General features: G+C 41.8%; 25 protein-coding genes and 4 tRNA genes. 10 read left to right on the top strand and 19 right to left on the bottom strand.

Annotated features, from left to right (window positions below):
* The first annotated feature begins 80 nt into the window (after nucleotides 1-80).
* The 5 genes from BGP78_RS02530 (at nucleotide 81) to BGP78_RS02510 (ending at nucleotide 4,702) form a co-directional block, all read left to right on the top strand.
* A complete protein-coding gene (locus tag BGP78_RS02530; RefSeq protein ID WP_119859929.1) occupies nucleotides 81-1,874 on the top strand; it encodes a protein-disulfide reductase DsbD in 1,794 nt (597 codons plus the stop codon).
* Between the two features lie 227 nt (nucleotides 1,875-2,101).
* The gene (gene aroQ, locus BGP78_RS02525; protein WP_119859928.1) at nucleotides 2,102-2,563 is read left to right on the top strand and encodes a type II 3-dehydroquinate dehydratase; all 462 of its coding nucleotides are present in this window, start codon (nucleotides 2,102-2,104) and stop codon (nucleotides 2,561-2,563) included.
* A 19-nt stretch (nucleotides 2,564-2,582) separates the two neighbouring features.
* A complete protein-coding gene (accB, locus tag BGP78_RS02520) occupies nucleotides 2,583-3,038 on the top strand; it encodes an acetyl-CoA carboxylase biotin carboxyl carrier protein (protein WP_119859927.1) in 456 nt (151 codons plus the stop codon).
* Nucleotides 3,039-3,064: 26 nt separating this feature from the next.
* On the top strand, nucleotides 3,065-4,408 hold the full coding sequence (gene accC, locus BGP78_RS02515; RefSeq protein ID WP_119859926.1) for an acetyl-CoA carboxylase biotin carboxylase subunit: 1,344 nt from the start codon (nucleotides 3,065-3,067) through the stop codon (nucleotides 4,406-4,408).
* A gap of 217 nt (nucleotides 4,409-4,625) precedes the next feature.
* A tRNA-Ile gene (locus BGP78_RS02510) sits at nucleotides 4,626-4,702 on the top strand.
* Nucleotides 4,703-4,992: 290 nt separating this feature from the next.
* Here the strand turns inward: BGP78_RS02510 and BGP78_RS02505 are convergent.
* Nucleotides 4,993-5,484 (bottom strand): hypothetical protein, encoded by a 492-nt coding sequence (locus BGP78_RS02505; RefSeq protein ID WP_119859925.1) that lies wholly within the window; start codon nucleotides 5,482-5,484, stop codon nucleotides 4,993-4,995.
* Nucleotides 5,485-5,948: 464 nt separating this feature from the next.
* Between BGP78_RS02505 and BGP78_RS02500 the strand changes: the two genes are divergently transcribed.
* The 3 genes from BGP78_RS02500 (at nucleotide 5,949) to BGP78_RS02490 (ending at nucleotide 7,356) form a co-directional block, all read left to right on the top strand.
* Nucleotides 5,949-6,383 carry a transcriptional repressor gene (locus tag BGP78_RS02500; RefSeq protein WP_119859924.1) on the top strand — a complete coding sequence of 145 codons (435 nt, stop codon included), beginning with the start codon at nucleotides 5,949-5,951 and terminating at the stop codon, nucleotides 6,381-6,383.
* 80 nt (nucleotides 6,384-6,463) lie between these two features.
* Nucleotides 6,464-6,931, top strand: coding sequence for a chemotaxis protein CheX (locus tag BGP78_RS02495; RefSeq protein ID WP_010365617.1), 468 nt, complete (start codon nucleotides 6,464-6,466; stop codon nucleotides 6,929-6,931).
* Complete coding sequence (locus tag BGP78_RS02490) at nucleotides 6,928-7,356, top strand: secondary thiamine-phosphate synthase enzyme YjbQ (RefSeq protein WP_119859923.1); 429 nt, start codon at nucleotides 6,928-6,930, stop codon at nucleotides 7,354-7,356. Before BGP78_RS02495 ends, BGP78_RS02490 begins: the two co-directional genes overlap by 4 nt.
* 14 nt (nucleotides 7,357-7,370) lie before the next feature.
* On the opposite strand, the gene alr is transcribed toward BGP78_RS02490, so the two are convergent.
* The 18 genes from alr to orn all read right to left on the bottom strand — a co-directional run bounded on the left by alr (nucleotide 7,371) and on the right by orn (nucleotide 18,973).
* Entirely contained in the window at nucleotides 7,371-8,450 is a 1,080-nt protein-coding gene (gene alr, locus BGP78_RS02485) for an alanine racemase (RefSeq protein ID WP_119859922.1), read from the bottom strand.
* A gap of 44 nt (nucleotides 8,451-8,494) precedes the next feature.
* Nucleotides 8,495-9,874 carry a replicative DNA helicase gene (dnaB, locus tag BGP78_RS02480; RefSeq protein WP_119859921.1) on the bottom strand — a complete coding sequence of 460 codons (1,380 nt, stop codon included), beginning with the start codon at nucleotides 9,872-9,874 and terminating at the stop codon, nucleotides 8,495-8,497.
* Nucleotides 9,875-9,995: 121 nt separating this feature from the next.
* Nucleotides 9,996-10,940, bottom strand: a complete 945-nt coding sequence (locus BGP78_RS02475; protein ID WP_119859920.1) for a DUF4097 family beta strand repeat-containing protein — start codon at nucleotides 10,938-10,940, stop codon at nucleotides 9,996-9,998.
* 9 nt (nucleotides 10,941-10,949) lie between these two features.
* Nucleotides 10,950-11,423, bottom strand: a complete 474-nt coding sequence (locus BGP78_RS02470; protein WP_119859919.1) for a hypothetical protein — start codon at nucleotides 11,421-11,423, stop codon at nucleotides 10,950-10,952.
* Nucleotides 11,416-11,979, bottom strand: a complete 564-nt coding sequence (locus BGP78_RS02465; RefSeq protein WP_119859918.1) for an RNA polymerase sigma factor — start codon at nucleotides 11,977-11,979, stop codon at nucleotides 11,416-11,418. Before BGP78_RS02465 ends, BGP78_RS02470 begins: the two co-directional genes overlap by 8 nt.
* A 456-nt stretch (nucleotides 11,980-12,435) precedes the next feature.
* Nucleotides 12,436-14,220, bottom strand: coding sequence for a polymer-forming cytoskeletal protein (locus BGP78_RS02460; protein WP_259386112.1), 1,785 nt, complete (start codon nucleotides 14,218-14,220; stop codon nucleotides 12,436-12,438).
* 7 nt (nucleotides 14,221-14,227) lie between these two features.
* Nucleotides 14,228-14,743: a PilW family protein gene (locus BGP78_RS02455; RefSeq protein WP_119859917.1), complete on the bottom strand. Its 516-nt coding sequence runs from the start codon at nucleotides 14,741-14,743 to the stop codon at nucleotides 14,228-14,230.
* Nucleotides 14,740-15,234, bottom strand: coding sequence for a prepilin-type N-terminal cleavage/methylation domain-containing protein (locus BGP78_RS02450; RefSeq protein ID WP_259386109.1), 495 nt, complete (start codon nucleotides 15,232-15,234; stop codon nucleotides 14,740-14,742). Before BGP78_RS02450 ends, BGP78_RS02455 begins: the two co-directional genes overlap by 4 nt.
* Entirely contained in the window at nucleotides 15,231-15,695 is a 465-nt protein-coding gene (locus BGP78_RS02445; RefSeq protein ID WP_119859915.1) for a GspH/FimT family pseudopilin, read from the bottom strand. The genes BGP78_RS02450 and BGP78_RS02445 overlap by 4 nt, the downstream gene beginning before the upstream one ends.
* Nucleotides 15,682-16,095 carry a type IV pilin protein gene (locus BGP78_RS02440; protein WP_249348601.1) on the bottom strand — a complete coding sequence of 138 codons (414 nt, stop codon included), beginning with the start codon at nucleotides 16,093-16,095 and terminating at the stop codon, nucleotides 15,682-15,684. The genes BGP78_RS02445 and BGP78_RS02440 overlap by 14 nt, the downstream gene beginning before the upstream one ends.
* Before the next feature lie 325 nt (nucleotides 16,096-16,420).
* Nucleotides 16,421-16,873, bottom strand: a complete 453-nt coding sequence (rplI, locus tag BGP78_RS02435) for a 50S ribosomal protein L9 (RefSeq protein WP_010365594.1) — start codon at nucleotides 16,871-16,873, stop codon at nucleotides 16,421-16,423.
* Between the two features lie 35 nt (nucleotides 16,874-16,908).
* Entirely contained in the window at nucleotides 16,909-17,136 is a 228-nt protein-coding gene (gene rpsR, locus BGP78_RS02430; protein ID WP_002962753.1) for a 30S ribosomal protein S18, read from the bottom strand.
* A 10-nt stretch (nucleotides 17,137-17,146) separates the two neighbouring features.
* Entirely contained in the window at nucleotides 17,147-17,473 is a 327-nt protein-coding gene (gene priB / locus BGP78_RS02425; RefSeq protein ID WP_010365572.1) for a primosomal replication protein N, read from the bottom strand.
* Between the two features lie 36 nt (nucleotides 17,474-17,509).
* On the bottom strand, nucleotides 17,510-17,851 hold the full coding sequence (rpsF, locus tag BGP78_RS02420; RefSeq protein ID WP_010365570.1) for a 30S ribosomal protein S6: 342 nt from the start codon (nucleotides 17,849-17,851) through the stop codon (nucleotides 17,510-17,512).
* Nucleotides 17,852-18,035: 184 nt separating this feature from the next.
* Nucleotides 18,036-18,111: transfer RNA gene (locus tag BGP78_RS02415), tRNA-Gly, on the bottom strand.
* Between the two features lie 35 nt (nucleotides 18,112-18,146).
* A tRNA-Gly gene (locus BGP78_RS02410) sits at nucleotides 18,147-18,222 on the bottom strand.
* 25 nt (nucleotides 18,223-18,247) lie between these two features.
* Nucleotides 18,248-18,323: transfer RNA gene (locus BGP78_RS02405), tRNA-Gly, on the bottom strand.
* Nucleotides 18,324-18,427: 104 nt separating this feature from the next.
* The gene (orn, locus tag BGP78_RS02400) at nucleotides 18,428-18,973 is read right to left on the bottom strand and encodes an oligoribonuclease (RefSeq protein ID WP_119859914.1); all 546 of its coding nucleotides are present in this window, start codon (nucleotides 18,971-18,973) and stop codon (nucleotides 18,428-18,430) included.
* A 204-nt stretch (nucleotides 18,974-19,177) separates the two neighbouring features.
* Here orn and rsgA point away from each other — a divergent pair, with 204 nt between their 5' ends.
* Nucleotides 19,178-20,236 carry a small ribosomal subunit biogenesis GTPase RsgA gene (gene rsgA, locus BGP78_RS02395; RefSeq protein ID WP_119859913.1) on the top strand — a complete coding sequence of 353 codons (1,059 nt, stop codon included), beginning with the start codon at nucleotides 19,178-19,180 and terminating at the stop codon, nucleotides 20,234-20,236.
* Between the two features lie 51 nt (nucleotides 20,237-20,287).
* Nucleotides 20,288-21,157, top strand: a complete 870-nt coding sequence (gene asd / locus BGP78_RS02390; RefSeq protein WP_119859912.1) for an archaetidylserine decarboxylase — start codon at nucleotides 20,288-20,290, stop codon at nucleotides 21,155-21,157.
* Nucleotides 21,158-21,189: the final 32 nt, after the last annotated feature.

Raw genomic sequence — 21,189 nt, 5'->3', positions numbered from 1 at the left:
CAGTCAGATTATATCAACGCTTAGCCATTACGGTACATAAACTAAGCGGCGATTTCTGATATAAATGAGGTACTCAATTAATGAGATTGTTGGTTTTTCTTTTTTCTTTATTGTGGCTAAGCCCTATACATGCAAGCAACAATGTACTCGATAGCTTGCTTGCACCTAAACAAGACACTTTTTTACCCGTTGATGAAGCATTCAAGTTTGATTTTGATCAACAAGGTAACATTCTATTTATTGGCTGGGACATCGAGCCTGGGTATTACATCTATCAAAAAAAGCTGGAGATCATCGCCAAAGAAGCAGAGATAAAAATACCAGACTTCGCCGACGGTGAAATCATCGAAGATGAATTCTTTGGTAAAACCCCTGTGTATTTTGATTCATTTTCTGTGGTATCAAAACTGAGTGATATAAAAGATGATGCCGTTGTGAAAGTGCGTTACCAAGGCTGCGCAGAAGCAGGGCTTTGCTATCCGCCGGAAGTGATCACAATACCTTTAACTAAACTGGTAAATACAAATGCTGAAACCAGCACAGGTAATAATAGCGCTCCAGTTGCCCAAGATACCACCACGATAGGTGGAGAAAATAAAGAATTATCGTTCGCTGAACAACTTGCACAACAAAGCTTTTTGACGAATTTAGCTATTTTCTTTGCTGTTGGGGTTGGCTTAGCCTTTACGCCTTGTGTGTTCCCCATGTTCCCTATCCTTTCGAGCCTCATTGCGGGTCAACAAGGGTTATCGACCAAAAAAGCGTTTCGCTTATCATTTGTTTATATTCAAGGTATGGCGGTTACCTATGCGGCGCTGGGCTTAGTTGTTGCTGCTCTGGGCGGCCAAGTGCAAGGGTATATTCAACACCCAGCTGTACTAATTAGCTTTAGTTTACTGTTTGTACTCCTCGCTATGTCGATGTTTGGCTGGTACGAAATAAAGCTGCCTAGCAGCATGATGAATAAGCTGACCTCTGTTAGCAATAAGCAACAAGGTGGCAGCTACTTTGGCGTATTTTCTATGGGTGTATTATCTGGCTTAATTGCATCTCCTTGTACTACAGCGCCCTTATCGGCGGCACTGCTTTACGTTGCTCAAAGCGGTGACTATGTTGTCGGTGGTGTTACCTTATATGTATTGAGCTTGGGTATGGGGTTACCTTTATTACTACTCGGCACATCAGGTGGTAAGTTACTACCCAAAGCGGGTGGTTGGATGGAGCAAGTTAAAACCCTCTTCGGATTTATCATGCTTGTGGTACCCCTTATATTACTTGAACGTATTTTAGACTTTGACACTATTTTACTACTGGCTGCAGGCTTGATGGCTGCTACAGCGCTGTATTTACATTATTGGCAAAGCACGCAAACCGCGGGTAAACTGAAAACGTTATTATGGGCCAGCGCAAGCGTATTGCTATTAGTCAGCGCACTGACTACTAAGCATGTATTGCTACCGAATCAAAACACCACCGTACAGTCTACTGATGCAGTCAGTAAGAAAGAGTTTAACCTGATAGCAGACCTTGCAGCGCTGAAAACAGCCACCAATGAGGCCAACGACAATGGTCAAATTGCCATGGTTGATTTATACGCTGACTGGTGCGTTGCCTGTAAAGAGTTTGAAAAATATAGCTTCCCAGCAGAGAACGTCCAAGCTGAGTTTAAACATTTCTCACTATTGAAACTTGATCTAACCGAAACAAACGAGACCAGCATTGAGATCATGGAAGAATATACGGTGTTTGGTCTGCCGAGCATTTTATTTTTTGATAAACAAGGCAATGAGGTGCCCGAGCTTAGAGTCACCGGCTTTTTAGATGCCGACGATTTTGCCGCTCACCTTCAAAAAGTCCGTACCGCTCTTCAATAAAGTCGAATAAAGAAGAGAAAGGGTCACTTTCTCTTCTTTTCACTTATTTTCATTCATTTCTAATACCTGCTCATTAGACCAGTATTTTGCTGCTATTTACCTCGAACTCTCTATAATAGTCTGCGAACGTGAGAAAAAGTTGCTATTTCTTGTTGAACAGCTTAAGTTAACTTATAGAACAAGCTAAATTACTCGTTAGTTTAATATTTAAGGGAATTTCACGCATTATGTCTACACAGTTAAAGATTTTAGTCTTAAATGGGCCTAACTTAAACATGTTAGGACGCCGCGAACCAAATAAGTACGGTACGCAGACACTTGATGACATTATGCAACCCTTAACTAACTACGCACAGCAACATAATGTGACACTCACTCATCTGCAGAGCAACAGCGAAGCAGAGCTTATAAATGCAATTCATGATGGATGGCAAAAAATAGATGCCATTATCATTAACCCTGCGGCGTTTACGCACACCAGTATAGCGCTACGCGATGCATTATTAAGTGTTTCTATACCCTTTTATGAAGTGCATATCACCAATGTGTATGCACGAGAACCCTTTCGCCATAAATCTTATTTCTCAGATGTGGCGCAAGGCGTTATATGTGGATTAGGCGCAATGGGCTATCAAGCAGCGTTAACAGCTGCAATTAGCACATTGCACAGCGAAAATAACTCAAATTAACTAACAGGCGGGTCATTGTATGGATATTCGCAAGATCAAAAAACTTATCGAATTAGTAGAAGAATCAGGCATTGCAGAACTAGAGATCACCGAAGGTGAAGAATCAGTACGCATTAATCGTTACAGTAATGCACCTGTCGTGGCTGCACCACAGCAGTTCGCAGCGCCTTTAGCGCCAGCACCTGCGGCAGCAGCTCCAGCTCCAGAAGCGCCTGTAGCAGCTGCACCAGCAGCACCGGCTGGCCATCAAGTACTTTCTCCAATGGTTGGTACTTTTTATACAGCAGCTTCGCCAGAAGCACCAGCCTATGTAGAAGTTGGCTCTAAAGTAAATGTTGGCGACACGCTATGTATCGTTGAAGCAATGAAAATGATGAACCAAATCGAAGCTGACAAAGCGGGTGTGGTTAAAGCGATCCTAGTAGCAAATGGCGAACCAATTGAATTCGACCAACCGCTATTCATCATCGAATAATCACGCACTTTTAGAAGGCAAACGCTATGTTAGATAAAGTAGTCATTGCAAACCGAGGTGAGATTGCACTTCGCGTATTGCGTGCCTGCAAGGAACTTGGGATCAAAACTGTCGCTGTGCATTCAACAGCAGACCGTGATCTTAAGCACGTCTTGCTTGCAGATGAAACCATTTGTATCGGTAAACCAGCAGCAACTGAAAGCTACTTAGATATTCCACGTATTATTGCAGCCGCAGAAGTAACCGATGCTGTTGCTATTCACCCAGGATACGGCTTTTTATCAGAAAATGCCGATTTTGCAGACCAAGTTGAGCAAAGTGGCTTTATTTTCATCGGCCCTACAGGCGACACAATTCGAATCATGGGTGACAAAGTTGCCGCTATTGAAGCGATGCGTAAAGCGGGTGTACCGTGTGTACCTGGTTCTGACGGCCCATTAACAGAAGATCAAGATCGCAACGTACAAATTGCGAAGCGTATTGGTTACCCAGTTATCATCAAAGCCGCTGGTGGTGGTGGTGGTCGTGGTATGCGTGTTGTGCGCAGCGAAGCTGAGCTTATTGACTCAATCGCGTTAACACAGCAAGAAGCAAAGCAGTTCTTTGGTAATGGCATGGTCTACATGGAGAAATTCCTAGAAAACCCACGCCATATTGAAGTTCAGGTATTAGCCGATGGCCAAGGTAATGCTGTTCACTTAGGTGAGCGTGACTGCTCTATGCAACGTCGTCACCAAAAAGTGGTTGAAGAAGCGCCTGCGCCGGGTATTACTGAAGAAATGCGTAAGTTTATCGGTGAACGCTGTACCCGTGCATGTATTGAAATTGGTTATCGCGGTGCGGGAACATTTGAGTTCTTGTATGAGAATGGCGAGTTCTATTTCATTGAAATGAATACTCGAATTCAGGTTGAGCACCCTGTTACTGAAATGGTAACTGGTGTCGACTTAATTAAAGAACAGCTGAAAATCGCAGCGGGACAACCTTTGTCATTCACGCAAGATGACGTGGTGATCAGAGGTCACGCTGTTGAGTGTCGTATTAACGCTGAAGACCCAGATTCATTCATTCCATCACCAGGTAAAATCACCCGATTCCATCCTGCTGGCGGTTTAGGCATTCGCTGGGACAGCCATATTTACGCTGATTACACAGTCCCTCCTCATTATGATTCAATGATTGGTAAATTAATCACTTACGGTGAAAACCGTGATGTGGCTATTGCACGTGCACGTAATGCGTTAAATGAACTTGTTATCGACGGGATCAAAACCAATACGCCACTGCATAAGAAAATTCTTGCTGATGAAAACTTCCATAATGGTGGCACAAATATCCACTATTTAGAGAAAAAATTGGGTATTGCCTAATTACATCACAAATCAAAAAGTCGGCTCATAGCCGACTTTTTTGTTTTAAATATAGGTATTCCACTAAAATAGAAGAAAAATTAACCGTTTGATTTACAGATAGTTAAATTTATGACATTTCCTAGTGACAAGGCTTTTAAAAGTTTTTATACTGCATCCCGCTTGCTAATACTTTCAAGCAAAAATTCAATATGACATTTCTTATCATATTGCTGATGGCCCCTTAGCTCAGTTGGTTAGAGCACACGACTCATAATCGTTAGGTCCCCAGTTCGAGTCTGGGAGGGGCCACCATTTCAATCGTTAGTTTCTTTGTTACAATAATCTCACGTCGTAAAATATTGCAGGTTTAAGCGATTTAACAACCAATTCGTATTATGCATTACTACTGCTAACCGAGCATACCTCCGCACCATATAAGCTGAATGTTATTAAAGCCAATGTTGAGAACATTTCCGACCGATAAATAAATGGTTTGATAAGAGCAAGCGCTGAGTAAAACATTAACAAGATCAATTAGGCAGATAAGATCCGGTAAGCGATAACATGTTTGGAGCGACCCTTTAGACTACATACGGCCTCATTTATAGTAAAACTGTTCTTATGATCTTAGAAATGGAGGCCAAATCAGTTGCTCGGCTTTGCGCCTCTGCTTTTCCTATCCCTTGAATAGCTTCATAATCATCTAAGAAAAACGCACTATCATATTGCTGGGTGGTTTGGCTTTTCACATACACTAATACGTAGCAATACGTGGAGATATGATCTAAAGCTCGAAAAAAATCAATATCTACCGCTGAAATTGTGGGCTTAACTTGGTTTTTTATGTCATTTATAAACACATGTTTTATGTAGACAGAGCGTGTTTTTAATGTGTATTTTGAGACATCTTCTACTGCGTGACCTGTCACCTTTTCTGTTTTTACATCATCAATCAGTAGCCAGTGTGGCGAAGGTGTGTTGCTCTGTAACGCTTGCTCAATGCCCATATCAATATTCGCATAACGACGATAATTAGGCCTGTGAGCTAAATTATGAAACCAGCATTTCAATTTTATCTGTGCATCTTGAAACATAACCACCTCCCAATGCTTTTTCGAACCTAATTTCTCGTCTATTTGCGTTAGTAGTCATAATTTGTACATAAATTTAGGACAAAGCACGCAACTATTACCCTGTAAAACTATACTCCGAACAATATAAATATGTTCATACTCGGTAAATTCGCCTAAAAATATAGATGCAAATGCCATAGATAAATGTTCAACGAGCGATACAAGTCACGAATATACTAATGAGACCTTCAGCGACATCCTATCAAGCCTGTCTGGTTCACTTTCTAACGCCATTGAGAACATTATTGAATCTCTCACTAAAACTCGCACATTTGCACTGATTCACTTACAATGTGATCCTATCCATAGCAACGGTGCTATATAGCGATACGATTCTACTTTGTTGACTTAATAATAATTTTTATCAACACAAGACTATTAAAAAGAATATGTTAGTATTGCTAAGCAGTGTAAGGATTTAAATTATGAATATTGAATTATTGGTAAGTAAAGCTAAGCAAGTTTGTGATAACAAAGGAGCCCGTTTTACACCAATTCGTGAAAAAGTGTTTCGCCTTTTAGCGAGTAAACAAGGTGGCGTTGGCGCATATGACTTGCTAGAAGAGCTAAAGCTTACAGAAGCAGGTGCCAAGCCGGCCACGATTTACCGCGCACTCGACTTTTTATCTGAACTGGGGTTCATTCATAAAATCGAAAGTGCCAATGCTTTTATGCTCTGCCATCACTTTGATCACATTCACCCAGTTCAGCTATTGATCTGTGATACATGTGGCCATGTTGATGAATTGCACTCTAGTATTATTTCTCATGAATTAAATAACTTAGCAGCAGAGAAAGGGTTTATTGTCAGTGCACAAACCATAGAAGCTCATGGTCAATGCGAAAAATGCAAACAGTAGAGGCAACAGCCTTTAAAAAGCACTACACTGATATATTAGCAAAGTGCATTATTAAATAAAAAAGAACAAGGGAACCACTAATGAAGGTAGAGTTCATCAATCCTTTTTTGGCGTCTTTAATTAACGTGCTATCGACAATGGCGCAAACAGAACTGACTCCAGGGAAGCCAAAGGTCAAAAAAGACGAAGTTGCTCGTGGTGATGTATCCGGCTTAATCGGTATGGTGGGTCCACAAACTAAAGGCTCATTTTCCATTTCTTTTGACGAGAGCCTAGCACTGACCATTATGGAACGAATGCTTGGCGAACGCCCTGATGGCATCAATGAAGAAGTAACTGATATGGTTGGGGAAATAACCAACATGGTGACTGGTGGTGCAAAAAACCTGTTAGGTGAAAAAGGTTATGACTTTGAAATGGCCACGCCTATTGTCGTCTCTGGTACTGGGCACACCATTACCCACAAATGTGATGGCGCAAAATTAATGATGCCGTTCACTTCTGAAGATGGCAACGCACACATAGAGGTTAGCTTCGATACCCTATGAGCTGGCAACAAGCAATGATAAAACTCTCGGCCAAGCGCCGAGGTTTTCACCTTATTGATAGGGAAATACTGCAACATCTACCACAGATAAAAGAGTACCAAGTCGGCTTGTTGCATTTATTCCTCCAACACACCTCCGCTAGCTTAACGATTAATGAAAACGCTGATCCTACTGTTCGCATGGATTTAGAAAGTCATTTTAATCATTTTGTACCTGAACGTCAGGCGTATTATAAGCATGACTATGAAGGAGATGACGATATGCCTGCGCACATTAAATCGAGTACCTTAGGCTGTGAATTAACGATCCCGATAAAACAAGGCCAATTACAGTTAGGAACTTGGCAAGGCATTTATTTAGGTGAGCATAGAGATCATGCTTCAAGCCGATGTGTTATAGCAACACTACAAGGCGCCAAAAACTAAATGGGTGTTTTACGTTACGAAATATATTGATAACCCACGCGTGGTGTAACATTACAAAGCAACTCATACGCAATGGTATCTGCACACTCTGCTATCTCCTCTACCGCTAAATTTGGCCCCCACATTTCAACTTCATCGCCCACGGCTATTTGCTCACTATTCTCACCAATATCAACCGTGATCATGTCCATCGACACGCTGCCCACAATACCATAACGATGTCCTTTAATGACGACTGGAGTACCGTGTTTGGCATGTCGTGGGTAGCCATCTCCGTAACCCATGGCAACTATGGCAAGCTTAGTAGGTTGGTTACTTTGCCATCGGCCACCATAACCCACTTGTTCTCCTGCGGGTATATCGCGTATTGCAATCACTTTAGTCGTTAAACGCATAACCGGTTTCAGACCGTGATCAACACCCTGGTAATGTAGCATGGGTGATACTCCGTAGATCATTAGTCCTGGACGGATCCAATCACAGTGGCTCTCAGTCCAACCTAAAATCCCCGCAGAATTAGCTAAACAAAGCTGCTCATTATGATCATTAGTGAGCTGTTTAAATGCCGTAATTTGATTTTGCGTACGGGCGTTGTTTAGATCATCTGCACATGGAAAGTGGGTCATCAAATTCACGGCACTGTGTGTATTTTTACTCGCTTTTAAACGACGATAAAACCCCGCCAACTGCCCAGGTTCAATCCCTAAACGGTGCATGCCAGTATCAACCTTTAACCACGTAGCAATCGGTGCATCAAGTTCTGCAGATTCTAACATCGCTAATTGGTTTTCATCATGAATGATAGTTTGGAAGTTATTGGCCAGTAAAATCGGTAAATCACTTTTATTGAAAAAGCCCTCAAGCAGGACTATGGGCTTTGTCACCCCTCCCGCACGTAGAGCCAATGCTTCATCAATGCGTGCGACAGCAAAGGCATCTGCTGTAGTCAGGTGCTGCGCAATCGTCACTAAACCATGGCCATACGCATTCGCTTTGAGTACCGCCATCACTTTGCTGTGAGGGGCTAGCTGTTTGGTCTTTGACAAATTGTATGACAAAGCCACTAAATCAATTTTAGCAATCGCAAGTCTCATAATGCTCCACTACTACGCGATGCGCCAGCTTGGTACTTTAAACTTTAGTACTCGTCGTCTACAGCTGGCCCAGTATAATTATCGAATCGAGAGTATTGCCCTTGGAAAGTTAACCTAACCTTACCAATTGGCCCGTTACGCTGCTTTCCGATGATAATTTCTGCCACCCCTTTATCCATACTGTCTTCGTTATACACTTCATCACGATAAATAAACATGATCAAATCGGCATCCTGCTCAATAGAGCCTGATTCACGTAAATCAGAGTTGATTGGTCGTTTATCTGCACGTTGCTCTAGGGTACGGTTAAGCTGTGATAACGCGACTACAGGGCATTGTAACTCTTTCGCTAGCGCTTTTAAGGAACGAGATATTTCTGCTATCTCTAATGTACGATTGTCAGACAATGATGGCACACGCATTAACTGTAAATAATCAACCATGATCATGCTGATCCCCCCATGGTCACGGGCAATACGCCGAGCACGTGAACGCACATCTGTTGGGGTTAGACCTGATGCGTCATCTACGTACATTTTCCCTTTTTCCATGAGTAGCCCCATGGTGGAAGACAATCGTGCCCAGTCATCATCATCAAGCTGACCTGTACGTACTTTAGTTTGGTTAATACGACCCAACGACGCCAACATCCTCATCATGATCTGTTCCGACGGCATCTCCAGTGAATAAATAAGGACCGGCTTGTCTTGAGTCATCGCAGCATGCTCAGCAAGGTTCATCGCAAAGGTAGTTTTACCCATTGATGGACGTGCGGCAACAATGATCAAGTCTGATGGCTGTAGACCTGTGGTCATTTTATCTAAATCAGTATAACCAGAGCTTACCCCAGTAATGCCATCTTGCGGTGACTGATACAATTCTTCTATTTTATCAACCGTTTTTTCTAAGATGTTATGCAAGCTTTGTGGGCCTTCACTACTCTTGGTACGTTGCTCTGCTATTTTAAATACTTTACTCTCAGCCAAGTCTAATAACTCATGACTATCTCGACCTTCTGGATTAAAACCCGCTTCAGCAATCTCATTGGCGACTCCAATCATTTCACGCACCACGGCACGCTCTCGCACGATATTTGCGTATGCATCAATATTGGCCGCACTGGGCGTGTTTTTCGCAATTTCTGCTAAATAGGCAAATCCACCTACCATTGCAAGTTGGTTGTTCTTTTCCAAGTTCTCAGAAATGGTAATTAAGTCAATTGGTTCACTAAGCTCAACCAACTTTTCCATCGCTTCAAAAATAAGCTTGTGAGTACGAGTATAAAAATCTTGTGCTACGACATGCTCCGCAACCCTGTCAAACGCTTGGTTATCTAGCATTAAGCCACCTAAAACAGATTGCTCTGCTTCGATGGAGTGAGGAGGGACCTTTAACGAGTCGACTTGAAGATCTGGTTTAGACATAGCACTACAGTTTTTGCGAATAAGGCTGACATTTTAGCTTTTTGGCAGGTAACTGCAAAGGAATATATAGTGTATCTTTAAAGTGTGTGCCGCTACGCTTTGGGTAACGGCACAAAGCACATTAGTTTTTCTTTATCTCTATACGACCGCTGACAGTGTCAATCTCAACATCTGCTTGGCCACCATTTAAAATAAACTCAAGTTCTCTAGAAGGGCCATATTTCGCTTTTTTTGCTTTATGTTCACTTAAGTCATTAAAAATATTTCCGCCAGAGTGGGCATCAATATCAAAACGGGCTGATACATCACGAGGCAAAAATAGCTGTACATCGCCACTAACAGTGTCCATATTAATGCTCGCGTTGCCCCCCATTTTTTCCACGCGGATATCAATCTCGCCATTCACCGTGTTTAAACGCAAATCTTCCAGCTCTTTTATTTTGAACTCAACTTCGCCATTGACATTTTCGAGCCTAATATCAGTTGCACTCGTATTACTTTCGATATCGCCATTCACTGCATTAAAGCGTAATTTTCCAGATGAATTGTGATCGTTGATCTCACCATTAACGGTTTCAAAGCGAATATTCCCTGCTAAATCGGTTGCATCTACATCGCCATTAACAGTCTCCAATGCGATTTTCCCTGTTAACTTTGTTGCTTTAACATTGCCATTCACCGTCTTTAACTGTGCACCCGCTGAAAAATCTGTCGCTGATACATTAACATTTACGCCTTCAAAGCTCAGTTCACTGGTCTTAGGCATATAAATAGTTAAAGTCGAACCATCACCTCCACCATAATTCCACCCTCGTGTACGCTTTGGCATTTTTACGGTAAATTCAGTAACAGACCCTTGCGTCTCTAAAGTATAGCCTTGTGCTTTATCATCTAACGTACCTGTTACCTTAAACGCATTTTTATCCCACGATTTTATCGTTACATCACCACGTTGATTTTCGATCAGTATCTTGCCGTCTTTTGGCACCTCAACCTGCTGGTCAATTTTATCCCCCGCCAACGCTGCCAAAGGCAATAATGCGATACTCGCTACTATATTTTTCATTCTGTTCTCCTAAATTTGCTGCCAACGAGGCTCATGAACCTTGTTAATTAAATCCAATTGTTGCTGATATACTTGCGCTAACATCTTTAATAATGCGGCGTTTTCAGGATCATTTTGCAGTGCTAGCTTCACTGCTTGCTCGGCGTTCTCTAGTTCCTGTAATTGTACTTGCCAATCATTGACTATCGCCGGCTGCGCATCGTATTTTACTAACAAAACATGCTTTTGCTGTTCAAAAAAATGACTCATAGACGCCATGGTGTCATGGTGAGGTTGTTTGACTACAACTTGCCACGCAACCAAACCAGCCATAAAGCAGGCCGCAATACCCGTAACTTTTGGCCAATATGAGACGTTTGTAGCGTTCGTCACCTCGCCATCAATTGCCCGCTCAATACCCGGCCACAAATCCTTATCAGGCGCAATTTCACTAGCCTCAGCAATTGATTGAGAAACAAATGTATCAAAATCAGGTTTATTCATTGTCATACCACTCCATTAACAGCTGCCTAGCACGATGATATTGTGATTTACTTGACCCGACAGCCATTGAGAGCATCGTCGCTATCTCCTCGTGTCTATAGCCTTCAATTGCATGAAGCACAAACACCATGCGAGCTCGCTCAGGTAGGCGTACTATCAGTTTATCTAACCCATTTAAGCCTTTACATAACGCCACACTGCTTTCATCCATCCCCGCACCTTCAATGCTTACGACTTTTTGTAACCAATTTTTGTGCTGTCGAAGGTAACTGATAGCAATATTACTCGTAACACTATGCAGCCATGTTGTAAATTTTGACTGACCTTTAAACTGAGTAATTTTATGCCATAACTGCACAAACACTTCTTGTGTCACATCCTCGGCATAATCTTTATCAGCGAGCAATCGCAAGCACAGCGCATATACCCGCTTATGATGCTCACGATATAACTGTGCAAATGCAGCTTGATCACCTTTTTGAGCACCGCGTATCACAGCGTCACTGGAACCATCATCTGATGTTTTCGAGAATGCCTGCTGGGCATCAATTAACATTATCTTGTTCCCTTTATTATTATCAGACTAGCTTGATATAAATGAGCATTACTTTCAAGTTACTAAGTTAGACGTCGTAAAGAGATAAAAAGGTTTAAAGGCGATTTATATTTTTTTAAAGTTAAGGAAGTTGATTAGTAAGGAGAGACGAGCCTATTTAACCTCAGGTTTGGATAAGGGTTTTGGAATAGAAAATATTTTGAAAACAAACTTAACTATAATCCAATGATGATATTTCACTCAATATCAAGGCGCTTTTATGCAGTAATAGCGGGCTATTACAAATGAAAGCAACGCCGAGAGTGAGAAAAATAGCTTTATTGGGCAAATTCGCTAAATTCGCTGATTCCGAGCTGAGGTTATTTAGTAAATTAAATTATTTAAGCACAATATTGCTTAATGTCAGAGCGTACCTCTTATCACATAAATGTAAAAGCAAGAGTAATGACACCATGGCTATTTGCTAGAAGCGTCAGCATTACTCACCGGTGATGCCTCAGCATGTTTATAAGACCAGCCTAAAAAGTTTAACTGTGCTTGATTCCCTGTTTTGCCAGTACCTATTCTCGATGTTTTCAGTATTTCATCAAAGTGTACGCCGCTGCCACCAGAAGAGTTAATCACCGCACCTCGTACAGAACCATATAGCTGGCCGCTACCCGAGAGCTGAATGGATGTCAGTGGTGCATAAATAGAGGCATAGAGATCCGCAGCGCCATTGACAATAATGCCATCAGCCTGATCATAAGATGAATAGATGCTAAAGACCATGTGCTCTGTTTTAGCGATGCCTTCTTTTTCGGTAATAATTTGTGCACTTGCACCAAAGTTTGTCTTACCTGTGACAAAGACCGTCAAAGTAGAGTCTTCTTTGATAGTAATTGTTGTATGCCCAGATAAAGTAAAGTCCCCGTCAACTAACCAAATGACATCGCCACCATTAATCCCTGCGTCAATAACGATCTCTCCATCACTGCCTAGGTTAAAGTTTTTCATACCAAATACATATTCAGTATCAACATCACTGTATCCATGTTGTTGTTTTACGATATCAAAAATATATATGTCGTGCGGTTTTGCGGTCCAAAAACCTTCATCTCGCGTACTTTGCGTAAAGAAGCCTCGTTGTGGTGAAAAAGTATACTTCTCTTGGGCTCCTACTGAAAAGTCAGTATATTCAGTAACATCCCCTAGCACATCAGTCATATTCAAAGGCAGTGCTAACGGATCGCACTCTTTATCAGGGTTGTTTGGATCATAATCAGGAGAGCTGGGATCATAGACTTTTACTGGCGCTACTACTTCTTCTACGGCGGGATCAAATTGGTAAATTTCATCCGAGTAATGTACACCATTTTGAGTAAAAGCCGCATCATTTGGAAATGACCCAACGCCACCATAGCGAATATCAAGTTCACTCGCACTCACATTCGCTATATCACTGCCCCAGTTCATCGTCACATCGCCGTGCGCACGCACATACCCTGACACAGTGCCACCACGATGCATCACAAAACCACGAGACAATACATTGCCGACAACACGAACACCACTACCTGAAGAGATATCTACACCAGTGTTCGATTGAATATTACCGATAACCGGAGAAGACCCCTTTAAATACACAATGCCTGATGCTTTTACATCCCCTTTAATGGGCGAGTGGCCATTTATGACTACATCTGAATCACCAATCACGGTGTTAACATCGCCATTATTGGTTTTCGTTTCTTCATAGGTGCCTTTTGAAGAATCATAGCTATCTACCGAACCACTGCCGGATAAATTAACCCCTTTACAGCCGGTGACTGCGTTAGCAAATAATGACTCTTCTACTGCTGGCAAATATTGAAATTGTGCAACCAAGTAGCTGTTCGCATCTTGGTTATAGCGTGAACCATGACTCCGGATCTCAATAATATTGCCACTTGGGTTGGTCACCGTGGTACTATATTGCGCACCACTAACAAGGTCATTGGCTTCCTTAGCATGCTGTCCGTGGGTTGCGAGTAATTGGGCTATTGACATACTTGGCGAGCCCGTCACTCCATTTTTAATTGCGGTGATACTTTCTATGACGCCTTTTTCAGCTTGCAGTCTTGCATTAAGCTCTTTTTGAAAGTTACCCGTTAAGCGCTCTTGAACAATACTTTCTTGCAAGGTTCCAAACACCACAACACTGGCCATGGTGCTTAACAGCATAACTTTGATTAAGGTGAAACCGTGCTGACTCTTCATCATATTCACGCTAAAACTGACCAATTATCGGTCGGGTAACTGCAATATCAATATCAATACCATTTTCAAATAAATCAGGAACATTATCAGGCGTTATCGTAATACGAACCAATCTATCCGAATATAAAATGTCAAAACTCAGAGTATTAACCCCTTTAAGTAAATTAACTGTCACCGTATCACCTCCTGCTGTAGGAGTAATAGCGCACACTAGAAACCCATTCACCAATGTATAGTCTTCAGTATAATCAAATATTGGCGCATCACCATGGCATGATATGGAGCCACTGCTTTGATATACGCTCAGTTGAGCTAATCCATTAGAAACAACTGGGGAGACATTCGTTTGCTTGATACTGCGGGTAAACACCTGACTTGTATAGCGCACCACCTCTTGCGCATGAGATAGCTCTTGAGTCACCACAATAGTACTTTTTATCGCTGAATACGACATACTCACACCAGCAAGCAAAAACATCCCTGCGGCCATAGCAACCATTAGTTCAAGTAACGTATACCCCTTCATTTTAATATCGTACACCCACTTTCTGGCTGTGATGAGGTTGCTGGTATATTAGGTGGTAGTGGTATATAACTGGTATTTAAGCTGACCTGATCAGTTATATTATACGTTGTTTTATCTGATTCAAGCGTGCGTTTATCTACCCAATTGACTGTAAACGTCATTTCTGTTGATTGAACCACATTCGTAGGGTTTGCAGAAGGAGTAATCACAATAGGCTGCAATGTATAACGATGTGAAATAGACAAATCAGGGCTCAAAAAGGCCATAAATGCAGGCGATGTGACATTAATATTATTTGTTTGTACTTCACACCATCGTACCCATAAACGTTCTATTGCATTTTGCCCTTGTATTAAGGAGATTGTGTAATCAAAGCTATTATTAGCAAATTGTAATGATTTTAATTGCGTCGCAGCAAGGCCTAACAAGGCAAGTCCAGCAATAAGCATAGACACCATGACTTCTAGCAGCGAAAAACCATTCTTTCTCATGCGCAATTGTTCACAGCCTTATCAACCCAGCTTTGACCACTTTGTAAAATACATAAACGTAAATCTGTCGTACTATTATCTTTATCTGTTACTAAGATATTACTGGCCAAGTTTAGTTCCCCTGTGGAGCGAACAATTCGCTCAACCAAGCCTACATCTATACTTTCATGCAACGGTTCAAAACGCTTCAGCGTAACAACAACATCATTACGTGTAGCTTGTACCAACCAACTATTCTCATCTTGAGTAAGTGTAATGGTTTCAACACGTTTAACTGCTTCACTCCGCGCAAATTTATAAACAGCACTTAAGTGGTTAGCGCTCGTTGTTAAGCGGTCTTGTTTAATGAAAGCTGCAAATGAGGGCGCTGCCAAGCTAGCTAATACCGCGATAATGGTTACTGTAATAAGTAACTCGATTAACGTAAAACCCTGAGTTTTTTTAAATTTACCAACAATCATTGTCTACTGCCCCTTTTATACCTTGGTGGTTAAGCGTTAACGTACCGCACTTATCTGTGATTTGCGGCCCTCCTGTTTTAGGCTTTGCCGACAATAAAAATGCCAGACTACGGAAGTCCCCAGCGCCCTCAGGCTTTTCTAAGTTCACGTAAATAAAGTCATATTCACTGTCTGTTTGCGTTGGCGAAAAGCTGCTGGCATCAGGGTAGCCCCCATTTCGAGAATAAATACGCTCTAAAATGGCCGCAACTTGCAGCATGTTTTGCTGTGCTTCAGAGCGGCGACTCTCTTGAACATACTGAAAATAAGAAGGCAAGGCCAAACTGCCAAGCACAGCAACAATCAACACCGAGATAAGTAACTCAGTTAAGGTAAACCCTTTTAATGAACGTATTTGCACATAAACTCCAAAACAAATGATAACGCTGTCATAAAACCAATAACAGGAACAAGTATAGACTGAGTTGTATTTTGTTAATACTTATTTATTAACCAAATTATCACATTCAGCATATATTTAAAAATTATGACGAGCCCAATCTAAATCAATAAAATGAGCATAATGCTCTTATTAAGAACTTAAACGGTTATGTACATCCTGTGTAGCCATCTTTTTGTTGTTATAACAACCGATTTTTACACTGAAAATATGAATTGTTTTTATTTTTCAGGGGAAGGAAACTAAAAAGCCGCACATTGGCATGCACGGCTTTGCTTAATAAAGATTAAGCTTCAGCAATAACGATTACTTTAATAGTAGCTGTTACGTCTGAATGTACTGCGATTGCAACGTCAAATTCGCCAGTCTCACGGATAGTACCTAGAGGTAGACGAACTTCTGACTTAGCAACTTCAACACCAACAGCTGAGATAGCGTCAGCGATGTCGCGAGTACCGATAGAACCGAATAGCTTACCTTCGTCACCAGCTTTAGATACTAAAGTAACTTCAGCTAATGCTTCAAGTTTGTCAGCGCGCGCTTGAGCCGCAACTAACCCTTCAGCGATTTTCGCTTCTAGTTCAGCACGACGTGCTTCGAAAGTTTCGATATTTGCTTTAGTCGCAGGAACCGCTCTACCCTTCGGGAATAAGAAGTTACGTGCGAAGCCAGATTTAACTGCAACCTGGTCACCTAGGCCACCTAGGTTAGCGATCTTGTCTAGTAGAATAACTTGCATATCTCTACACCTTTTAAAAACTGTTAATCCGCTGCTTACTTATGTAAGTCAGTGTATGGAAGAAGGGCTAAGTAGCGAGCACGCTTGATAGCAGTTGCTAGCTGGCGCTGGTATTTAGCGCTAGTACCTGTAATACGGCTAGGTACGATTTTGCCACTTTCTGTTACATAGTTTCTAAGAGTAGCTAGATCTTTATAATCGATTTGTTGTACGCCTTCCGCTTTAAAACGGCAGAACTTACGACGTCTGAAATAACGTGCCATGAGTAATTCCTCAATTAATTCTTTCAATATGTTGTGCATGTAACACAAGTTGACTCAAACCACTTCGGCTTTCGTGACGGTTTAGAAAACCGCGGACTTGTATTGCCTGCCCAACGTATAAATGCTGAGTTTGATCCTGGAATGATTCCCCGCTAGCAACCACTTGAAGTCGAACATAACTATTACGGTTAAGATCAGCTTCAATTTGCATTGATTTATGTTCAAGAACAAAAATGCAATGTGGAATACCAGCAGGACTTTGACTAAATTTGGGTGTTTTACAAATCATGCCCGAAAGCACATATTGATTTGTATACAGGTCAGCCTGTTGTTGCACCGCAAACCCTCAGTCAATATCCAGAGTCAATAACGATTAAGCAGTAGCTGCTTCTTTTTTCTCTTCTCTTACAAGAGGAGATGCTTCAGTTACAGCAGTTTTAGTACGCATAACTAAGTTACGAAGTACTGCATCGTTGTAGCGGAAAGAAGTTTCAAGCTCGTTGATTACTTCAGTTGTTGCTTCAACGTTCATAAGAACATAGTGTGCTTTATGAAGCTTTTCGATTGGGTATGCCAATTGACGACGGCCCCAGTCTTCAAGACGGTGAATAGTGCCACCAGCTTCAGTGATAGAACCAGTATAACGCTCGATCATACCAGGTACTTGCTCACTTTGATCTGGGTGAACCATGAATACGATTTCGTAATGACGCATGGATATTCCTTACGGTTAATATAGCCTTGTCCCGTTTCGGCCAGTCGGGGTAAGGCAAGGAACTAAATATGATAGCCGAAATGAGCGCGTATTTTACGCGTAGATTGAAAAATACGCAATAAGATTTTTTAGGAAATTAGCAATGCTAAAAGAAGGAAATATAAAACAAGAAGATAAAAAAGATTGGAGCGGCACACGAGGCTCGAACTCGTGACCTCGACCTTGGCAAGGTCGCGCTCTACCAACTGAGCTAGTGCCGCATCGCAGATCTGACCGGGTCAGATAAATATGAAATTGGAGCGGCACACGAGGCTCGAACTCGTGACCTCGACCTTGGCAAGGTCGCGCTCTACCAACTGAGCTAGTGCCGCATCACAATGTGTAAGTTAAAAAATTTGGAGCGGCACACGAGGCTCGAACTCGTGACCTCGACCTTGGCAAGGTCGCGCTCTACCAACTGAGCTAGTGCCGCTTTATAACTTACGCGCTTAAGTCTGGTATAAAAAACCCCGCAAGGCTTCTCGTCTTAAGCGGGGCAGGATTTTACAAGATAAAAAAAGCTTTGCAAGCACTTTTTTACAGATTAAAGAATTTTTGTTGGTATACCTTTAATTCCATAATTGAGTCTTTGATGTCATCCAAAGCAAGGTGTGAGCTTTTTTTCGTCACATCTTTCAGTAATTCAGGCTTCCAACGTCGTGCCAACTCTTTCACTGTACTCACATCTAAATTGCGATAATGAAAATACGCTTCAAGTTCTGGCATATATTTATTTAAAAATCGACGATCTTGACCAATTGAATTACCACACATTGGTGATTTAGCTGGCGGTACCCATGCTTTCAAAAAATCTAATGTTTGTTTAATGGCATCTTCTTCAGTGAACTTGCTTACTTTACAGCGCGCAGTTAACCCAGAACGGCCGTGCTGGTTTGTACACCACTCGTCCATACCATCAAGGAGCTCATCACTTTGATGAACCGCGATTACTGGCCCTTCAGCCAATATATTTAAGTCGCCATCAGTGATCACTGTGGCTATTTCTAGTATTTTATCTGTTTTTGGTTCTAACCCCGTCATTTCGAGATCAAGCCAAATCAAATTTGATTCATTAAAAGACATAAACTACCTTAGCGGTACTTTCCTTTAGATCCAGTGCAATAAGATATATCATATTAGCTTCATCAGTTGACCTAAAGCTTTTTTTTAAAAAGCGGGGCATTTAATTGAGTTATAGACCAATTACATGCGGCTCACAAAACAAACAGTACATTAATAGGCAAATTTAAACAAATTTCCTGTTGTGAACGAAAGATCAAAGTGAACATGGCAAAACAAAAGAAACTTAGTAAAGGCCAATCCAGACGGATAAGCGCCAACCACCAAAAACGTTTGCATAAAGCTAAACAGCAAAAAGCAGACACAACAGATACGACATGGCAGGCCGATAATTTAGGCCCAACCGAATCTGCTGTGGTACTCAGCCGTTTTGGTCAACATGCCGATATTGAAACGCACAATGGTGAAGTCTTACGCTGTAATATTCGCCGTACCGTATCAAACTTAGTCTGTGGTGATGAAGTGATATTTCGTCGCGCAAAAGTCAGCGAAGGTGATTTGGCCGGCGTAATTGAAGCAACAGAAGAGCGTCGTAGTCAACTCACTCGCCCCGACTTTTATGATGGCATTAAAGTCGTTGCGGCCAATATTGATCAAATATTAATGGTTTCTGCTGTCTTACCTGAGTTTACACCGCAAATTATCGACCGTTATTTGGTTGCCTGTGAAGATATGGGTATTGAGCCTATTTTAGTACTCAATAAAATTGATTTACTCGATGACGAAGGACTACAGATCATCGAAGAGGTCCTCGATATTTATCGCGAGTTAGGATATAAAGTTTTGCTGGTGAGTAATAAATCAAAGCAAGGCATTGATGAACTAAAACAGCAGCTTGTAGATAAAAACAGTATCTTCGTTGGCCAATCTGGTGTGGGTAAGTCGACTTTGGTGAACACGGTTTTACCCAATGCAGATATTCTGACGAAACAAGTGTCAGAAAACAGCGGGCTAGGTCAGCACACCACCACGGTTTCTCGACTACATCATTTGCCATCAGGCGGTAATCTCATTGATTCACCGGGTATTCGCGAATTTGGTTTATGGCACCTTGATGTTGAACGTGTGACTTTTTGTTTTAAAGAGTTTAGAGAGTATATCGGCGGATGCCGCTTTAGAGACTGTAAACATTTGAACGACCCAGGTTGCTTGTTAATTGAAGCGGTTGAGCAAGGAAAAATCAGCCAATTACGTTTTGATAGCTATCATCGCATACTTGAGTCCATGGCTGATGGCCGAGCAGGCGCTAGAGCACCGCGCGTCTAAGCGCAAACTAAAAGTATGTTAGACTAATTCAAATTTTTTAGGAATCGTAAAGTGAACTTGGATAAATTTAAAATTGCCATGCAATATGCTATGCCAAAGCATGCCATATCACGCCTTGTCGGTAAACTTGCTGCAGCACAAGCGGGCGCATTAACCACACAGTTAATTAAACTTTTCATCAAGCAATACAAAATTAATATGCGTGAAGCGTTATATGAAGATCCCGCTCATTATAAAACCTTCAATGAGTTTTTTACTCGCCCGTTAAAGCCGGGGATCCGCCCCCTTGCAGAAGAGGAGCATATCGTTGCTCATCCGGTTGATGGTGCAATTAGCCAATTAGGCGATGTCGTTGATGGACAAATTATTCAAGCTAAAGGCCACGATTACAGCCTACAAACCTTGCTTGGTGGTAAAGAAGAAGATGTTTCGCCTTTTTTAGGCGGCAAATTTGCTTGTATTTACCTTGCTCCAAAAGATTACCACCGTATTCACATGCCGGTTGATGGCGTGCTAAAACGCATGATTTATGTGCCTGGTGACTTATTTTCGGTCAACCCACTAACAGCACAAAATGTCCCAAATTTATTTGCTCGTAATGAACGCGTTGTGGCCATTTTTGATACTGCCATGGGCCCATTAGCCATGGTTTTGGTTGGCGCAACAATAGTCGCCAGTATTGAAACCATTTGGGCGGGCACAGTAACTCCCCCTGCTGGTAAAGACGTATTTAGTTGGGATTACCCTGAGAGTGGCACAAATGCCGTTCATTTGAAAAAAGGCGAAGAAATGGGTCGCTTTAAATTAGGCTCAACGGTTATTTTAGCCTGGGGTGCCAATGAAGCTGATTTCTTAGAAGGCGAGCTGCCTGAAACAATCACTCGTATGGGTACTCCGTTTGCCCAAAGAGTGTCTGCTTAAAAACCGCTGTTCTTTATAAAAAAAAGCCTGCA

Origin of the sequence: Pseudoalteromonas sp. MSK9-3 (assembly GCF_003590335.1) — a bacterium.
In the GTDB taxonomy this organism is placed as follows: Bacteria; Pseudomonadota; Gammaproteobacteria; order Enterobacterales; family Alteromonadaceae; genus Pseudoalteromonas.
Note: the sequence above shows the minus strand (reverse complement) of the source record. Positions and strands in the feature narration are given on the sequence as shown.

What these genes read in the sequence shown, in the direction of transcription:
- rpsF (WP_010365570.1), bottom strand. Translation starts at nt 17,851, where the DNA reads ATGCGTCATTACGAAATCGTATTCATGGTTCACCCAGATCAAAGTGAG.
- BGP78_RS02475 (WP_119859920.1), bottom strand. Translation starts at nt 10,940, where the DNA reads ATGAAAAATATAGTAGCGAGTATCGCATTATTGCCTTTGGCAGCGTTG.
- BGP78_RS02460 (WP_259386112.1), bottom strand. Translation starts at nt 14,220, where the DNA reads ATGATGAAGAGTCAGCACGGTTTCACCTTAATCAAAGTTATGCTGTTA.
- BGP78_RS02470 (WP_119859919.1), bottom strand. Translation starts at nt 11,423, where the DNA reads ATGAATAAACCTGATTTTGATACATTTGTTTCTCAATCAATTGCTGAG.
- BGP78_RS02445 (WP_119859915.1), bottom strand. Translation starts at nt 15,695, where the DNA reads ATGATTGTTGGTAAATTTAAAAAAACTCAGGGTTTTACGTTAATCGAG.
- BGP78_RS02530 (WP_119859929.1), top strand. Translation starts at nt 81, where the DNA reads ATGAGATTGTTGGTTTTTCTTTTTTCTTTATTGTGGCTAAGCCCTATA.
- BGP78_RS02455 (WP_119859917.1), bottom strand. Translation starts at nt 14,743, where the DNA reads ATGAAGGGGTATACGTTACTTGAACTAATGGTTGCTATGGCCGCAGGG.
- BGP78_RS02505 (WP_119859925.1), bottom strand. Translation starts at nt 5,484, where the DNA reads ATGTTTCAAGATGCACAGATAAAATTGAAATGCTGGTTTCATAATTTA.
- BGP78_RS02465 (WP_119859918.1), bottom strand. Translation starts at nt 11,979, where the DNA reads ATGTTAATTGATGCCCAGCAGGCATTCTCGAAAACATCAGATGATGGT.
- alr (WP_119859922.1), bottom strand. Translation starts at nt 8,450, where the DNA reads ATGAGACTTGCGATTGCTAAAATTGATTTAGTGGCTTTGTCATACAAT.
- BGP78_RS02450 (WP_259386109.1), bottom strand. Translation starts at nt 15,234, where the DNA reads ATGAGAAAGAATGGTTTTTCGCTGCTAGAAGTCATGGTGTCTATGCTT.
- BGP78_RS02500 (WP_119859924.1), top strand. Translation starts at nt 5,949, where the DNA reads ATGAATATTGAATTATTGGTAAGTAAAGCTAAGCAAGTTTGTGATAAC.
- aroQ (WP_119859928.1), top strand. Translation starts at nt 2,102, where the DNA reads ATGTCTACACAGTTAAAGATTTTAGTCTTAAATGGGCCTAACTTAAAC.
- BGP78_RS02495 (WP_010365617.1), top strand. Translation starts at nt 6,464, where the DNA reads ATGAAGGTAGAGTTCATCAATCCTTTTTTGGCGTCTTTAATTAACGTG.
- BGP78_RS02490 (WP_119859923.1), top strand. Translation starts at nt 6,928, where the DNA reads ATGAGCTGGCAACAAGCAATGATAAAACTCTCGGCCAAGCGCCGAGGT.
- dnaB (WP_119859921.1), bottom strand. Translation starts at nt 9,874, where the DNA reads ATGTCTAAACCAGATCTTCAAGTCGACTCGTTAAAGGTCCCTCCTCAC.
- accC (WP_119859926.1), top strand. Translation starts at nt 3,065, where the DNA reads ATGTTAGATAAAGTAGTCATTGCAAACCGAGGTGAGATTGCACTTCGC.
- rpsR (WP_002962753.1), bottom strand. Translation starts at nt 17,136, where the DNA reads ATGGCACGTTATTTCAGACGTCGTAAGTTCTGCCGTTTTAAAGCGGAA.
- orn (WP_119859914.1), bottom strand. Translation starts at nt 18,973, where the DNA reads ATGTCTTTTAATGAATCAAATTTGATTTGGCTTGATCTCGAAATGACG.
- rplI (WP_010365594.1), bottom strand. Translation starts at nt 16,873, where the DNA reads ATGCAAGTTATTCTACTAGACAAGATCGCTAACCTAGGTGGCCTAGGT.
- accB (WP_119859927.1), top strand. Translation starts at nt 2,583, where the DNA reads ATGGATATTCGCAAGATCAAAAAACTTATCGAATTAGTAGAAGAATCA.
- rsgA (WP_119859913.1), top strand. Translation starts at nt 19,178, where the DNA reads ATGGCAAAACAAAAGAAACTTAGTAAAGGCCAATCCAGACGGATAAGC.